The sequence below is a fragment of the Caldimonas mangrovi genome (assembly GCF_023721835.1).
Classification (GTDB): Bacteria; Pseudomonadota; Gammaproteobacteria; order Burkholderiales; family Burkholderiaceae_C; genus Caldimonas; species Caldimonas mangrovi.
On the sequence record NZ_JAMKFE010000001.1, the window covers coordinates 469,720 to 484,334 of the forward strand.

Consider the following 14,615-nt stretch of genomic DNA (forward strand, 5'->3'; position numbering starts at 1 on the left):
GCACTCCGCTCCAGCGTTTTGGCTCCGGTTTCGGCGCGCCCGGCGCGCGCCTTTGAATGGAGACACGACATGAGCATGTTCAACAAAGTCACCAAGACCTTCCAGTGGGGTTCCCGCACCGTCACGATGGAAACGGGCGAGATCGCCCGCCAGGCCACCGGTGCGGTGGTCGTCGACATCGAGGACACCGTGGTGCTCGCCACCGTCGTCGCGGCCAAGAACCCCAAGCCGGGCCAGGACTTCTTTCCGCTGACGGTCGACTACATCGAGAAGACCTACGCGGCCGGCAAGATCCCCGGCAGCTTCTTCAAGCGTGAAGGCCGCCCGAGCGAGCTCGAGACGCTGACTTCGCGCCTGATCGACCGCCCGATCCGTCCGCTGTTCCCCGAGGGCTTCTTCAACGAGGTGCAGGTGGTGATCCACGTGCTGTCGCTGAACCCGGAGGTCGATGCCGACATCGCCGCGCTGATCGCCTCGAGCGCCGCGCTGGCGATCTCCGGCATCCCGTTCAACGGCCCGATCGGTGCTGCGCGCGTCGGCTACATCAACAACGAATACGTGCTGAACCCGAGCAAGACGCAGCAGACGCAGTCGCGTCTCGACCTCGTCGTTGCCGGCACCGAAGCGGCCGTGCTGATGGTCGAGTCGGAAGCCGACCAGTTGCCCGAGGATGTCATGCTGGGCGCGGTGGTGTTCGGCCATGAGCAGGGCAAGGTTGCGATCGCCGCCATCAATGACCTGGTGCGCGAAGCCGGCAAGCCCGAATGGAACTGGCAGCCTCCGGCCAAGGACGAAGGCTTCATCGCCAAGGTGGGCGCACTGGCCGAAGACAAGCTGCGTGCCGCCTACCAGATCCGTTCCAAGCAGGCCCGCACGCAGGCCACCCGCGAGGCCTATGCCGCGGTCAAGGGCGCGCTGAGCGCCGAAGGCGCCGAGTTCGACGAAGTCAAGGTCGAAGGCCTGCTGTTCGACATCGAGGCCCGCATCGTGCGCAGCCAGATCCTGGGTGGCGAACCGCGCATCGACGGCCGCGACACCCGCACCGTGCGCCCGATCGAGATCCGCACGGGGGTGCTGCCGCGCACGCACGGCTCGGCGCTGTTCACCCGCGGCGAGACGCAGGCGGTGGTCGTCGCGACGCTCGGCACCGAGCGCGACGCCCAGATCATCGACGCGCTGTCGGGCGAGTTCACCGACCGCTTCATGCTGCACTACAACATGCCCCCGTTCGCGACCGGCGAAACCGGCCGCGTGGGCAGCCCCAAGCGCCGCGAGATCGGCCATGGCCGGCTGGCCAAGCGGGCGCTGATCCCGGTGCTGCCTCCGAAGGACGAGTTCGCCTACGCGATCCGCATCGTCTCAGAGATCACCGAGTCGAACGGCTCGTCGTCGATGGCGTCGGTGTGCGGTGGCTGTCTCGCGCTGATGGACGCTGGCGTGCCGCTGAAGGCGCATGTCGCGGGCATTGCCATGGGCCTGATCAAGGAAGGCAACCGCTTCGCGGTGCTGACCGACATCCTCGGTGACGAGGACCACCTCGGCGACATGGACTTCAAGGTGGCCGGTACGACCACCGGTGTGACGGCGCTGCAGATGGACATCAAGATCCAGGGCATCACCAAAGAGATCATGCAGGTCGCCCTGGCGCAGGCCAAGGAGGCGCGCATGCACATCCTCGGCAAGATGCAGGAGGCGATGGGCGGCGCCAAGACCGAGGTCTCGCAGTTCGCGCCGCGCCTGTACATGATGAAGATCAACCCCGAAAAGATCCGCGACGTGATCGGCAAGGGGGGCGCCACCATCCGCGCGCTGACCGAGGAAACCGGCACGCAGATCGATATCGCGGAAGACGGCACCATCACGATCGCATCGACCGACAGCGCGATGGCCGACCTGGCCAAGAAGAAGATCGAGGAGATCACCGCGGAAGTCGAGGTCGGCAAGATCTACGAAGGCCCGGTCACCAAGATCCTCGAGTTCGGCGCGCTGGTGAACCTGCTGCCCGGCAAGGACGGCCTGCTGCACATCAGCCAGATCGCCAACGAGCGCGTCAACAAGGTCACCGACTATCTGCAGGAAGGGCAGGTCGTCCGCGTGAAAGTGCTCGAAACCGACGAGAAGGGTCGCGTGAAGCTGTCGATGAAAGCGCTGCTGGAGCGCAGCGGCGGTGCCCCGGGCGCCGAACAGCAACAGCAGCAACAGCAGCAACAGCAGCAGTAAGCCTGCGCGGTCTGCCGGTGTTCCGCCGAAGGGCGGGTCACCGGCGGCGCTTCCAACGTCACTTTCATCTTCATCATGCGTGCGATCGAAATCACTCGCTACGGCGAGCCCGAAGTGCTGCAGCCCTGCGAGCGGCCCGACCCGGTGCCCGGTGCCGGGGACGTGCTGATCCGTGTGCGGGCCTGCGGGGTCAACCGCCCCGACGTGTTGCAGCGCAAGGGGCACTACCCGGTGCCGCCTGGAGCCTCGGATCTGCCGGGGCTCGAGGTCGCCGGCCAGATCGTCAGCGGTGATGCCGATGGCATGGCGCGTGCCGGGCTCAAGCCGGGCGATCGCGTCTGCGCGCTGGTGCAGGGTGGAGGCTATGCCGAGCTGTGTGTCGCGCCGGCGGCGCAATGCCTGCCCGTGCCGGACGGCTGGTCCGACGTCGAGGCGGCCGGCCTGCCGGAGACCTTTTTCACCGTCTGGTCCAACGTGTTCGATCGCGCCCACCTCGCCGCCGGCGAAACGCTGCTGGTGCAAGGCGGTTCGAGCGGCATCGGCGTCACCGCCATCCAGCTCGGCAAGGCCTTCGGCGCGACCGTCCTGGCCACGGCCGGCAGCGACGAGAAGTGCGACGCCTGCACCAGGCTCGGCGCAGACCACGCGATCAACTACCGCAGCCACGACTTCGTCGCCGAGGTGCAGCGGCTCACCAACGGCCGCGGCGCCGACGTCATCCTCGACATGGTGGCCGGCAGTTACGTCCCGCGCGAACTCGGCTGCCTGGCCGACGACGGCCGGCTGGTGATCATTGCGCTGCAAGGGGGCAGCAAGGCCGAGGTCGACCTTGCCAACCTGATGCGCCGGCGTCTGACGCTGACCGGCTCCACACTGCGGCCGCGTCCGGTAGCCTTCAAGGCTGCTGTTGCGCGCCAGCTCAAGGACAGGGTCTGGCCGCTGCTGGCACAGCGCAAGATCGAGCCGGTGGTGTTCCGCACCTTTGCGGCTGCGCAGGCGGCCGAGGCGCATGCGCTGATGGAATCGAATCAGCACATCGGCAAGATCGTGCTGGTCTGGTGAGCGGCCCGGCTCCTTAGAATCTGCAACTTTTCCAGCGGGAACGGAGAACTTCACACATGCGTCGCAAACTTGTCGTCGGCAACTGGAAAATGCACGGCAGCCTGGCGTCCAATGGCGAACTGCTGGCCGGCGTCCGCGCGGCCGAGCCCTTCGTCTGCGAGGCTGCGGTGTGCGTGCCGTTCCCGTACCTTTCCACCTGTGTGCTGGTGCTGCAGGGCAGCCACATCGCGCTCGGCGCGCAGGACTGCTCGGCGCACGAGCAGGGCGCCTTCACCGGCGAAGTCTCGGCGGCCATGTTGGCCGACGTCGGCTGCCGCTACGTGATCGTCGGCCACTCCGAGCGCAGGGCTTACCACGCCGAGAGCGACCAGTTGGTCGCCGACAAGGCCAAGCTGGTTGTCGGCAAGGGGCTGGTGCCCATCGTCTGCGTGGGCGAGACGCTCGCTGAACGCGAAGCCGGCCAGACCGAAGCGGTCGTCAAGCGCCAGCTCTCTGCGGTGATCCATACGCTCGGCCATTGCGTCCCGCAGGCGGTGATCGCGTACGAGCCGGTCTGGGCCATCGGCACCGGCCGGACGGCGACGCCGGAGCAGGCGCAGGAAGTGCACGCCGTGCTGCGGGCGCAGTTGCACGCCGCGACCGAGCATGCCGGCGCCATGAAGATCCTCTACGGCGGCAGCGTGAAGGCCGACAACGCCGCCACGCTGTTCGCGCAACCCGATATCGACGGCGGCCTGATCGGCGGCGCGTCCTTGAAGGCGGCCGATTTCGTCGCCATCTGCCGCGCGGCGCTGTGAGCTGCCGCGCTCGACACAAGATTTCTGGAGAACCTCGATGCAGTTGATGACCACCCTGATCCTCGTCGTGCAGTTGCTGGCGGCGCTGGTCATGATCGGGCTCGTGCTGGTGCAGCACGGCAAGGGCGCCGACATGGGCGCTTCCTTCGGCAGCGGCTCGTCCGGCAGCCTGTTCGGCGCCACCGGCAGCGCGAACTTCCTGTCGCGCACCACCGCCGTGTGTGCGACGGTGTTCTTCGTCTGCACGCTGGCGCTGGCCTATCTGTCCAATGCCCGCCCCGTCGAGAGCGAAGGCGCCAGCGTGCTCGAGCGCGCCGCGCCGGCCGCGTCAGAGCCGGCCGGCGGTGCAGGCCAGATCCCCGGTGCCGCGCCGCAACCGGCCGCGCCCGAGCAGCCCGCGTCCGGCGCAGCTCAAATTCCGGCTCAATAATGTGCCGGCAGCAGGTGCGCTCCATTGAGGGCGCACTGCTTTCGAGTTAGAATGCAAGGCTGTTCGGGGAGCCATTCATCCTCATGCAAACCGAACAAACGCCGTGCTTCAGGAAGGTGTCTCGCCATCGAGCCACCCGAGCGAATCGCACGGGATCACACCGGGCCGACGTGGTGAAATTGGTAGACACGCTATCTTGAGGGGGTAGTGGCGAAAGCTGTGCGAGTTCGAGTCTCGCCGTCGGCACCAGGAATTCAATCGATGCGGTTTTCATCCGGTGCCGCATCGGCCGCCCTGAAAGTGGTCTGAAGGGGACAACCGCAGGGGAAAGTGGGCGTGCTGAACAGCGGGGTCTCCGCTGGGAACAGCGCGCCTTCTTTTTGCCGGCGCGGGTGAGCCGGATCTCTGAAATCTTTCGCGCAGCCAACCTCCGAACCAGCGAGCCACGCGTTCAAGAGCCATCATGAGCCTCGACCCCTACCTCCCTGTCATCCTGTTCATCCTGGTCGGTATCGCGGTTGGCGTCGCCCCTCAGGCGCTGGGCTTCCTGCTCGGCCCGCGCAAGCCGGATCCCGAGAAGAACTCGCCGTACGAATGCGGCTTCGAGGCTTTCGAGGACGCGCGCATGAAATTCGACGTGCGCTACTACCTCGTCGCCATCCTGTTCATTCTTTTCGACCTCGAAATCGCCTTCCTCTTCCCGTGGGCGATCGCATTGCGCGAGATCGGTCCGGTCGGCTTCTGGGCCATGATGATTTTCCTGGGCATCCTCGTCGTGGGTTTCGTCTACGAGTGGAAGAAGGGCGCCCTGGACTGGGAATGATGCGAGGAGTATCGCGATGAGTATCGAAGGCGTCCTCAAGGAAGGCTTCATCACCACGACGGCCGACAAGCTGATCAACTGGTCCAAGACCGGATCGCTGTGGCCGATGACCTTCGGCCTGGCTTGCTGCGCGGTCGAGATGATGCACGCCGGCGCGGCGCGCTACGACATCGACCGTTTCGGCATGCTGTTCCGCCCGAGTCCTCGGCAGTCCGATCTGATGATCGTCGCCGGCACGCTGTGCAACAAGATGGCGCCCGCGCTGCGCAAGGTCTACGACCAGATGGCCGAGCCTCGCTGGGTGCTGTCGATGGGGTCGTGCGCCAATGGTGGCGGGTACTACCACTACAGCTATTCGGTGGTGCGCGGATGCGACCGCATCGTGCCGGTGGACGTCTACGTTCCCGGTTGCCCGCCGACCGCCGAAGCGCTGCTGTACGGCATTCTGCAATTGCAGACCAAGATCCGCCGCGAAAACACGATCGCCCGCTGAACGCGCACCCCCGCCCTATGAGCAAAATCGACACCCTACAGGCAGCGCTGGAGACGGTGCTGGGCTCCAGGATCAAGCGCATCGTGGCCGATCGCGGAGAGCTGACGCTCACCGTCGGGGCGACGGACTATCTTGACGTCGCACGTACGCTGCGCGACTCGCCGGAGCTGCGCTTCGAGCAGTTGATCGACCTGTGCGGTCTCGACTATTCGGCCTACGGCGACGGCCGCTACGAGGGCCCGCGCTACTGCGTCGCGACACACCTGCTGTCAATCACCCACAACTGGCGCCTGCGCCTGAAGGTGTTCTGCCCCGACGACGACCTGCCGATGGTGGCCTCGGTCAACGAGGTGTGGAATGCGGCCAACTGGTTTGAACGCGAGGCTTTCGACCTCTATGGCATCGTCTTCGAAGACCACCTCGATCTTCGTCGCCTGCTGACCGACTATGGCTTCATCGGCCACCCGTTCCGCAAGGACTTCCCGGTCACCGGTCACGTCGAGATGCGCTATGACGCCGAACAGAAGCGCGTCATCTACCAGCCGGTGACGATCGAGCCGCGCGAGATCACGCCCCGCGTGATTCGTGAAGAGAACTACGGTGGGCTGCACTGATGACGGATCACCCCTACGCGCTTCGCTCGCCCTCTTCGAGGGGGCGACACCAGCAGACCGGCAAAGCCGGATCCGCGGTGTTCCGCTCGGATTGCGCCGTATCGTGCCGAGTGCGGCTTGCCTGAGTGCCATGGAAGACTGAAATGGCAGATATCAAGAACTACACCCTGAACTTCGGCCCGCAGCACCCGGCTGCACACGGCGTGTTGCGGCTGGTGCTCGAACTCGACGGCGAGGTGATCCAGCGCGCCGACCCGCACATCGGCCTGCTGCACCGGGCGACCGAGAAGCTGGCCGAGTCCAAGACGTTCATCCAGTCGCTGCCCTACATGGACCGTCTCGACTACGTGTCCATGATGTGCAACGAGCATGCGTACTGCCTCGCCATCGAGAAGCTGATGGGCATCGAGGTGCCGGTCCGCGCGCAATACATCCGCGTGATGTTCTCCGAGATCACCCGCCTGCTGAACCACCTGCTGTGGCTCGGTGCGCACGGTCTCGACTGCGGCGCGATGAACATGCTCATTTACTGCTTCCGCGAGCGCGAAGACCTGTTCGACATGTATGAGGCGGTCTCCGGTGCCCGCATGCATGCGGCCTACTTCCGCCCGGGCGGCGTCTATCGCGACCTGCCCGATTCGATGCCGCAGTACCAGGTGTCGAAGATCAAGGGGCCCAAGGTTGTCGCCAAGCTCAACGAGAACCGCCAGGGCTCGCTGCTCGACTTCATCGAGGACTTCACGAAGCGCTTCCCGAAGCATGTGGACGAATACGAAACACTGCTGACCGACAACCGCATCTGGAAGCAGCGCACGGTCGGCGTCGGCGTCGTGTCGCCGGAACGCGCGCTGAATCTCGGCTTCACCGGCCCGATGCTGCGCGGCTCCGGCATTGCCTGGGATCTTCGCAAGAAGCAGCCCTATGAGGTCTACGACCGCATGGACTTCGACGTTCCCATCGGCACCAACGGCGACTGCTACGACCGCTATGTCGTGCGGGTCGAGGAGATGCGCCAGTCCAACCGCATCATCCAGCAGTGCGTCGACTGGTTGCGCCGGAACCCGGGCTCGGTCATCACCGACAACCACAAGGTGGCGCCGCCTTCGCGGCTGGAGATGAAGTCCAGCATGGAAGAGCTGATCCACCACTTCAAGCTCTTCACCGAAGGCTTCCATGTGCCCGAAGGCGAGGCGTATGCCGCCGTCGAGCACCCGAAGGGCGAGTTCGGCATCTACCTCGTCAGTGACGGTGCCAACAAGCCGTACCGCCTGAAGATCCGTGCCCCCGGCTTCGCTCACCTCGCCGCGATGGACGAGATGTCGCGCGGCCACATGATTGCCGATGCCGTGGCCGTGATCGGCACCATGGACATCGTGTTCGGAGAGATAGACCGATGATCTCGGACGCCACCAAGCAGCGCTTCGCGCGCGAGGTCGCCAAGTACCCGGCGGACCAGAAGCAATCGGCCGTGATGGCGTGCCTGTCCATCGTGCAGCAGGAGCAGGGCTGGGTCCCGCCCGAGGCCGAGCGTGAGGTCGCCGACTATCTCGGCATGCCGGTGGTCGCCGTGCATGAAGTCACGACCTTCTACAACATGTACAACCAGCGCCCGGTCGGCAAGTTCAAGCTGAACGTGTGCACCAACCTGCCGTGCCAACTGCGCGACGGACAGAAGGCGGCCGACTACCTGAGCGAGAAGCTCGGTGTCGAACTGGGCGGTACGACGCCCGATGGCCTGTTCACGGTGGCCGAGTGCGAATGCCTCGGTGCCTGCGCCGATGCGCCGGTGATGCTGGTCAACGACCGCCAGATGTGCAGCTTCATGAGCAACGACCGTCTCGACGCGCTGGTCGACACGCTGCGCGCGGCCGCCAAGCAAGGGGTGAAGTGATGCTGGATCTCTCCAAGTTCCAGGCCACCGGTGCCGAAACCTGCTTCCACGACCGCCACATCGGCGCACAGATCTACGCGGGCCTGAACGGCAACAACTGGCGCCTGAAGGACTACGAATCGCGTGGTGGCTACCAGGCGCTGCGCAAGATTCTGACCGAAGGCCTGACGCCCGACCAGGTGATCGCAGAGGTCAAGGCCTCCGCCCTGCGCGGTCGTGGCGGCGCCGGCTTCCCGACCGGCTTGAAGTGGAGCTTCATGCCGCGTCAGTTCCCGGGCCAGAAGTATCTGGTCTGCAATTCGGACGAGGGCGAGCCGGGGACCTGCAAGGATCGCGACATCCTTTACTACAACCCGCACATCGTGATCGAAGGCATGGCCATCGCCGCCTATGCGATGGGCATCGCCGTGGGCTACAACTACATCCACGGCGAGATCTTCGAGGTCTACGAGCGTTTCGAAGAGGCACTCGAGGAAGCGCGCGCAGCGGGCTACCTGGGCTCCAACATCCTGGGCGGCAGCTTCAACTTCCAGCTGCATGCGCATCACGGCTTCGGCGCCTACATCTGCGGCGAAGAAACCGCGCTGCTCGAATCGCTCGAGGGCAAGAAGGGCCAGCCGCGCTTCAAACCGCCGTTCCCGGCCAGCTTCGGCCTGTACGGCAAGCCGACGACGATCAACAACACCGAGACCTTCGCTGCGGTGCCGTGGATCATCCGCAATGGGGGCGAGGCGTACCTCAACATCGGCAAGCCGAACAACGGCGGTACCAAGATCTTCTCGGTGGTCGGCGACGTCGAACGCCCCGGCAACTTCGAGATTCCGCTCGGTACGCCGTTCTCGAAGCTGCTCGAACTCGCCGGCGGCGTGCGCAAGGGGCGCCAGCTGAAGGCAGTGATACCGGGCGGTTCGTCTGCCCCGGTGCTGCCGGCGAACATCATGATGGACCTAACGATGGATTACGACGCCATCTCCAAGGCCGGCTCGATGCTCGGCTCAGGCGCGGTCATCGTGATGGACGACACACGCTGCATGGTCAAGTCGCTGCTGCGCCTGTCCTACTTCTACATGCACGAATCCTGTGGCCAGTGCACGCCGTGCCGCGAAGGCACCGGCTGGCTGTGGCGCATGGTCGAGCGGGTCGAACACGGTCGCGGCCGTCCCGAAGACATGGATCTGCTGAACTCGGTTGCCGACAACATCCAGGGCCGCACCATCTGTGCGCTGGGTGACGCGGCGGCGATGCCTGTGCGGGCGATGCTCAAGCACTTCCGCCACGAGTTCGAGCACCACGTCGAACACAAGACCTGCATGGTTGCGGCCCACGTTTGACCGGCCGGCGAAAGAGACACCATGGTTGAAATCGAACTGGACGGTCAGAAGGTCGAGGTGCCCGAGGGCAGCATGGTCATGCATGCTGCCGACAAGGCCGGCACCTATATCCCGCACTTCTGCTACCACAAGAAGTTGTCCATCGCGGCCAATTGCCGCATGTGCCTGGTCGACGTCGAGAAGGCGCCGAAGCCGATGCCTGCCTGCGCCACCCCGGTGACGCAGGGCATGATCGTGCGCACCAAGAGCGACAAGGCCATCAAGGCGCAGCAGGGCGTGATGGAGTTCCTGCTGATCAATCACCCGCTCGACTGCCCGATCTGCGACCAGGGCGGCGAGTGCCAGCTGCAGGACCTTGCCGTCGGTTACGGCGGCTCGTCGTCGCGCTATACCGAAGAAAAGCGTGTCGTGCTGGCCAAGGAGGTGAGCCCGCTCGTCTCGATGGCCGAGATGACGCGCTGCATCCACTGCACCCGCTGCGTGCGTTTCGGGCAGGAAATCGCCGGTCAGATGGAGCTGGGCATGATCCATCGGGGCGAGCACTCCGAGATCACGACCTTCCTGAACGACACCATCGACTCCGAGCTGTCGGGCAACATGATCGACCTGTGCCCGGTCGGCGCGCTGACGAGCAAGCCCTTCCGCTATTCGGCCCGCACCTGGGAGCTTTCTCGCCGCAAGTCAGTGAGCCCGCACGATTCGACCGGCGCCAACCTGGTGGTCCAGGTCAAGGGCAACAAGGTCATGCGCGTGCTGCCTTTTGAAAACGAGCCGGTCAACGAGTGCTGGCTGGCCGACCGCGACCGCTTCTCGTATGAAGCGCTGAACAGCGACGAGCGCCTGACGACGCCGATGCTGAAGCAGGGCGGCCAATGGAAGGCGGTCGACTGGCAGACGGCGCTCGAGTACGTCGTCAACGGCCTGAAGCTGGTGAAGGCCGAGCACGGCCCGCAAGCCATCGGTGCGCTGGGTTCGGCGTACAGTACCGTCGAAGAGCTGCATCTGCTGGCGCAACTGGCGCGTGGCCTTGGCAGCGACAACATCGACCATCGGCTGCGGCATGCCGACTTCACGGCGGGCGAGGGCGCACGCTGGCTCGGCATGCCGATCGCCGAGCTGTCGACCCTGCAGCGTGCGCTGGTCGTCGGCTCCTTCCTGCGCAAGGACCATCCGCTGTTCGCCTCGCGACTGCGGCAGGCGGCCAAGCACGGTGCGCAAATCCACAGTCTGCACGCCGTTGAAGACGATTGGCTGATGCCGCTTGCGAGCCGCATCACTGCAGCGCCCGGCGCGTGGCTTCAGGCGCTCGCCGACATTGCGACGGCCGTTGGCGCCGAGAAGGGCGTTGCGGCTCCTGCACAAGGCAACGCAACCGAGGCCGCCCAGGCGGTGGCGCGGGCGCTGCTGTCCGGCGAACGCAAGGCGGTGCTGCTCGGTAACGCCGCCGCGCAGCACCCGCAAGCCGGCGCGCTGCTTGCGCTGGCGGGCTGGATCGCACAGCAAACCGGCGCGACGGTCGGCTACCTCGGCGAGGCGGCGAACTCGGTCGGCGCGCAGCTCGTCGGCGCGCAGCCCGAACAGGGTGGTCTGAACGCCGGCCAGATGCTGTCGCAGTCGCTGAAGGCCTACCTGCTGCTCAACGTCGAGCCCGAACTCGACGCCGCCCATCCCACCGCCGCGCTCGCCGCGCTGCAGGGCGCAGAGATGGTGGTCGCTTTCAGCGCTTTCCGTACCCGCGCCGTCGAGTACGCCGACGTGCTGTTGCCGATCGCACCGTTTTCAGAGACATCCGGGACCTTCGTCAATGCCGAAGGTCGCCCGCAGAGTTTCTATGGCGTGGTGAAGCCGCTGGGCGAAACCCGCCCGGCGTGGAAGGTGCTGCGCGTGCTGGGCAGCATGCTCGGCCTCGAGGGCTTCGGCTACGAGACCTCGGAAGAGGTCAAGGCAGCGGCGCTGGGCGACCCGGCCGCGTTGTCGTCTCGCCTGGGCAACCGCTCGGCGGCTGCCGTGGCCGTGCCCGCTGCCGCACCCGCTGCGCTCGAGCGCATCGCCGACGTGCCCATCTACTCGACCGACCCGATCGTACGGCGCGCGCATTCGCTGCAGCTCACCCGTGACGCGCAGCCTCCGGTCGCGGGCCTGCCGGCCGCGTTGTGGCAGCAACTCGGCCTGAAGGATGGCGAGCCGGTGCGTGTGGCTCAGGGCAAGGCCGTTGCGGTGTTGCCGGCACGTCTCGAGCCCGGCCTGCCGGCGAACTGCGTGCGAGTGTCCGCCGGTCATCCGGCCACCGCGGGTCTCGGCGCGATGTTCGGTGCCATCGACGTGACCAAGGCGTGACCCAAGGATCCAGAGCATGCTCGACACACTGAACACCTTCGGTCAATCCACCCTCGGCGGGCTGTGGCCCGTCGTCTGGACGCTCGTGAAGATCGTCGCGCTGGTGCTGCCGCTGATGATCTGCGTGGCCTATCTGACGCTGTGGGAACGCAAGGCCATCGGCTGGACGCAGGTGCGCCCCGGCCCCAACCGTGTCGGCCCGTTCGGTCTGCTGCAGCCGATCGCCGACGCCGTGAAGCTGATCTTCAAGGAGATCATCTCCCCGACCGCCGCCAACAAGGGGCTGTTCTTCGTCGCTCCGGTCATGACCATCATGCCGGCGCTGGCGGCCTGGGCCGTGATCCCGTTCGGCCCTGAGGTGGCGCTGGCCAACATCAACGCCGGCCTCCTGTTCCTGATGGCGATCACGTCGCTCGAGGTTTACGGTGTCATCGTCGCCGGTTGGGCCTCGAACTCGAAGTACGCCTTCCTGGGGGCGCTGCGCGCGTCGGCCCAGATGGTGTCGTACGAGATCGCGATGGGCTTCGCCTTCGTGGTCGTGCTGATGGTTTCGGGCAGCCTGAACCTCACCGACATCGTGATGGGCCAGGGCCAGGGCTGGTTCGCCGACAAGGGCCTGACCTTCCTGTCGTGGAACTGGTTGCCGCTGCTGCCGATCTTCGTCGTCTACATGATTTCAGGCATCGCCGAGACCAACCGTCACCCGTTCGACGTCGTCGAAGGTGAATCGGAAATTGTCGCCGGACACATGATCGAGTACTCGGGCATGTCGTTCGCGATGTTCTTCCTGGCCGAGTACGCCAACATGATCCTGGTGTCGGCGATCGCGTCGCTGATGTTCCTGGGCGGCTGGCTGCCCCCGATCGACGTCGCGCCGTTCAACTGGATCCCCGGCTGGATCTGGCTGGGTCTCAAGACTTTTGTCGTCGTCACCCTGTTCCTGTGGGTGCGCGCGACCTTTCCGCGCTTCCGCTACGACCAAATCATGCGTCTGGGCTGGAAGATCTTCATCCCGGTGACGCTGGTGTGGCTGGTGTTGGTCGGGCTGTGGATCCAGTCGCCCTGGAACATCTGGAACTGATGAAGAGGTAGAACCGTCATGTCCGCTGTAGCCTCCATCAAGGGCTTCTTCAGCACTTTCATGCTGTGGGAGCTGCTGAAGGGTCTGTCCCTGACGGGGCGGCACTTCCTGTCGCCCCACATCACCGTGCAGTTCCCGGAAGAGAAGACGCCGCTGTCGCCGCGCTTTCGCGGGCTGCACGCGTTGCGTCGCTACGAAAACGGCGAGGAGCGTTGCATCGCGTGCAAGCTGTGCGAGGCGGTGTGCCCGGCGCTCGCGATCACGATCGAATCCGAAGTGCGCGCTGACGGCAGCCGCCGCACGACCCGCTACGACATCGACCTGACCAAGTGCATCTTTTGCGGCTTCTGCGAAGAGAGCTGCCCGGTCGACTCCATCGTCGAGACCAGCATCCTCGAGTACCACGGCGAGAAGCGCGGCGATCTCTACTTCACGAAGGAGATGCTGCTGGCTGTCGGTGATCGCTACGAGAAGGAGATCGCGGCCAGCAGGGAAGCGGACGCCAAGTACCGGTAACCGCCCCTTCGCGCCCGGGCCGCCCGAGGGAGACGGCCTGCAACCCGAGAAAGACATGGAAACCACGACCGCGCTCTTCTACGTGTTCTCCGCGATTCTGCTGTTCGCGGCGTTTCGCGTGATCACCGCCCGCAGCACCGTGCATGCGGCGCTCTTCCTGGTGCTCGCGTTCTTCAACGCCGCCTGCGTCTGGATGCTGCTGCAAGCGGAATTTCTCGCCATTTCGCTGGTGCTCGTCTACGTGGGCGCGGTGATGGTGCTGTTCCTGTTCGTCGTGATGATGCTCGACTTCAACGTCGATGCGCTGCGGCAGGGCTTCTGGAAGCATTTCCCGCTCGCCGGCGTCGTCGGTGTCGTGATCGCGCTCGAAATGGCGGTCGTGCTGCTTGGCGGCTTCAACCTGGCCGATGCACCGGCGCCGACGCCCGAAGAGGTGCAGCTCGGCAACAGCAAGCTGCTCGGCATCGAGATGTACACCAATTACCTGTACCCGCTGGAAATCGCCGCAGTGATCCTGCTTGTCGCGATCGTCGCCGCGATCGCGCTGACGATGCGTCGCCGCAAGGATTCGCGCTATGTCGATCCGGCTGACCAGGTGAAGGTCAAGAAGGCCGACCGCCTGCGCATCGTTCCGATGAAGCCGGAGGTGCAGGGCTCGTCAGCCGCTGCCGCCGCAGAGTCCCAAGCTACCACGGGAGGCCAGGCATGACGCTCACCCTCGGGCATTACCTGTCGCTCGGCGCCATCCTGTTCGCGATGTCGGTGGTCGGGATCTTCATGAACCGAAAGAACCTGATCGTGCTGCTGATGTGCATCGAGCTGATGCTGCTAGCGGTCAATCTCAACTTCATCGCCTTCTCGCACTACCTGGGCGACATGGCAGGCCAGGTGTTCGTGTTCTTCATCCTGACGGTGGCGGCTGCCGAGTCGGCCATCGGCCTGGCGATCCTCGTCGTGCTGTTCCGCAACCGCGCCACGATCAACGTGGACGAGCTCGACACCCTCAAAGGCTAAGAACAA

Annotated in this window: 15 protein-coding genes and 1 tRNA gene; all 16 read left to right on the plus strand. The window is 65.3% G+C overall.

The annotated features are described in order from the left end of the window. Positions 1 to 69: 69 nt before the first annotated feature. Positions 70 to 2,220: a polyribonucleotide nucleotidyltransferase gene (pnp, locus tag M8A51_RS02285; RefSeq protein ID WP_251776486.1), complete on the plus strand. Its 2,151-nt coding sequence runs from the start codon at positions 70 to 72 to the stop codon at positions 2,218 to 2,220. A gap of 75 nt (positions 2,221 to 2,295) precedes the next feature. After that, on the plus strand, positions 2,296 to 3,282 hold the full coding sequence (locus M8A51_RS02290) for an NAD(P)H-quinone oxidoreductase (protein ID WP_251776487.1): 987 nt from the start codon (positions 2,296 to 2,298) through the stop codon (positions 3,280 to 3,282). Positions 3,283 to 3,338: 56 nt separating this feature from the next. Continuing rightward, on the plus strand, positions 3,339 to 4,079 hold the full coding sequence (tpiA, locus tag M8A51_RS02295) for a triose-phosphate isomerase (protein ID WP_251776488.1): 741 nt from the start codon (positions 3,339 to 3,341) through the stop codon (positions 4,077 to 4,079). A gap of 37 nt (positions 4,080 to 4,116) precedes the next feature. Beyond that, a complete protein-coding gene (gene secG, locus M8A51_RS02300) occupies positions 4,117 to 4,509 on the plus strand; it encodes a preprotein translocase subunit SecG (RefSeq protein WP_251776489.1) in 393 nt (130 codons plus the stop codon). A 164-nt stretch (positions 4,510 to 4,673) separates the two neighbouring features. Continuing rightward, positions 4,674 to 4,758 (plus strand) — tRNA-Leu (locus M8A51_RS02305). 214 nt (positions 4,759 to 4,972) lie between these two features. Next, on the plus strand, positions 4,973 to 5,332 hold the full coding sequence (locus M8A51_RS02310) for an NADH-quinone oxidoreductase subunit A (protein WP_251776490.1): 360 nt from the start codon (positions 4,973 to 4,975) through the stop codon (positions 5,330 to 5,332). 16 nt (positions 5,333 to 5,348) lie between these two features. Continuing rightward, positions 5,349 to 5,825: a NuoB/complex I 20 kDa subunit family protein gene (locus M8A51_RS02315; RefSeq protein ID WP_251776491.1), complete on the plus strand. Its 477-nt coding sequence runs from the start codon at positions 5,349 to 5,351 to the stop codon at positions 5,823 to 5,825. A 17-nt stretch (positions 5,826 to 5,842) separates the two neighbouring features. Further along, positions 5,843 to 6,439, plus strand: coding sequence for an NADH-quinone oxidoreductase subunit C (locus tag M8A51_RS02320; RefSeq protein WP_251776492.1), 597 nt, complete (start codon positions 5,843 to 5,845; stop codon positions 6,437 to 6,439). A 143-nt stretch (positions 6,440 to 6,582) separates the two neighbouring features. Next, complete coding sequence (locus M8A51_RS02325; RefSeq protein ID WP_251776493.1) at positions 6,583 to 7,836, plus strand: NADH-quinone oxidoreductase subunit D; 1,254 nt, start codon at positions 6,583 to 6,585, stop codon at positions 7,834 to 7,836. Continuing rightward, a complete protein-coding gene (gene nuoE, locus M8A51_RS02330; protein WP_251776494.1) occupies positions 7,833 to 8,330 on the plus strand; it encodes an NADH-quinone oxidoreductase subunit NuoE in 498 nt (165 codons plus the stop codon). The genes M8A51_RS02325 and nuoE overlap by 4 nt, the downstream gene beginning before the upstream one ends. Beyond that, complete coding sequence (gene nuoF, locus M8A51_RS02335; RefSeq protein ID WP_251776495.1) at positions 8,330 to 9,661, plus strand: NADH-quinone oxidoreductase subunit NuoF; 1,332 nt, start codon at positions 8,330 to 8,332, stop codon at positions 9,659 to 9,661. Before nuoE ends, nuoF begins: the two co-directional genes overlap by 1 nt. 21 nt (positions 9,662 to 9,682) lie before the next feature. Next, entirely contained in the window at positions 9,683 to 11,998 is a 2,316-nt protein-coding gene (gene nuoG, locus M8A51_RS02340) for an NADH-quinone oxidoreductase subunit NuoG (protein WP_251776496.1), read from the plus strand. 16 nt (positions 11,999 to 12,014) lie between these two features. Continuing rightward, entirely contained in the window at positions 12,015 to 13,079 is a 1,065-nt protein-coding gene (gene nuoH, locus M8A51_RS02345) for an NADH-quinone oxidoreductase subunit NuoH (protein ID WP_251776497.1), read from the plus strand. An 18-nt stretch (positions 13,080 to 13,097) separates the two neighbouring features. Continuing rightward, positions 13,098 to 13,595, plus strand: a complete 498-nt coding sequence (gene nuoI, locus M8A51_RS02350) for an NADH-quinone oxidoreductase subunit NuoI (RefSeq protein WP_251776498.1) — start codon at positions 13,098 to 13,100, stop codon at positions 13,593 to 13,595. A 55-nt stretch (positions 13,596 to 13,650) separates the two neighbouring features. Continuing rightward, a complete protein-coding gene (locus M8A51_RS02355) occupies positions 13,651 to 14,304 on the plus strand; it encodes an NADH-quinone oxidoreductase subunit J (RefSeq protein WP_251776499.1) in 654 nt (217 codons plus the stop codon). Further along, positions 14,301 to 14,609, plus strand: coding sequence for an NADH-quinone oxidoreductase subunit NuoK (gene nuoK / locus M8A51_RS02360; RefSeq protein ID WP_251776500.1), 309 nt, complete (start codon positions 14,301 to 14,303; stop codon positions 14,607 to 14,609). Before M8A51_RS02355 ends, nuoK begins: the two co-directional genes overlap by 4 nt. Positions 14,610 to 14,615: the final 6 nt, after the last annotated feature.

Coding starts and splice junctions, on each gene's coding strand:
- pnp (WP_251776486.1), top strand. CDS start 70: ATGAGCATGTTCAACAAAGTCACCAAGACCTTCCAGTGGGGTTCCCGC.
- M8A51_RS02290 (WP_251776487.1), top strand. CDS start 2,296: ATGCGTGCGATCGAAATCACTCGCTACGGCGAGCCCGAAGTGCTGCAG.
- tpiA (WP_251776488.1), top strand. CDS start 3,339: ATGCGTCGCAAACTTGTCGTCGGCAACTGGAAAATGCACGGCAGCCTG.
- secG (WP_251776489.1), top strand. CDS start 4,117: ATGCAGTTGATGACCACCCTGATCCTCGTCGTGCAGTTGCTGGCGGCG.
- M8A51_RS02310 (WP_251776490.1), top strand. CDS start 4,973: ATGAGCCTCGACCCCTACCTCCCTGTCATCCTGTTCATCCTGGTCGGT.
- M8A51_RS02315 (WP_251776491.1), top strand. CDS start 5,349: ATGAGTATCGAAGGCGTCCTCAAGGAAGGCTTCATCACCACGACGGCC.
- M8A51_RS02320 (WP_251776492.1), top strand. CDS start 5,843: ATGAGCAAAATCGACACCCTACAGGCAGCGCTGGAGACGGTGCTGGGC.
- M8A51_RS02325 (WP_251776493.1), top strand. CDS start 6,583: ATGGCAGATATCAAGAACTACACCCTGAACTTCGGCCCGCAGCACCCG.
- nuoE (WP_251776494.1), top strand. CDS start 7,833: ATGATCTCGGACGCCACCAAGCAGCGCTTCGCGCGCGAGGTCGCCAAG.
- nuoF (WP_251776495.1), top strand. CDS start 8,330: ATGCTGGATCTCTCCAAGTTCCAGGCCACCGGTGCCGAAACCTGCTTC.
- nuoG (WP_251776496.1), top strand. CDS start 9,683: ATGGTTGAAATCGAACTGGACGGTCAGAAGGTCGAGGTGCCCGAGGGC.
- nuoH (WP_251776497.1), top strand. CDS start 12,015: ATGCTCGACACACTGAACACCTTCGGTCAATCCACCCTCGGCGGGCTG.
- nuoI (WP_251776498.1), top strand. CDS start 13,098: ATGTCCGCTGTAGCCTCCATCAAGGGCTTCTTCAGCACTTTCATGCTG.
- M8A51_RS02355 (WP_251776499.1), top strand. CDS start 13,651: ATGGAAACCACGACCGCGCTCTTCTACGTGTTCTCCGCGATTCTGCTG.
- nuoK (WP_251776500.1), top strand. CDS start 14,301: ATGACGCTCACCCTCGGGCATTACCTGTCGCTCGGCGCCATCCTGTTC.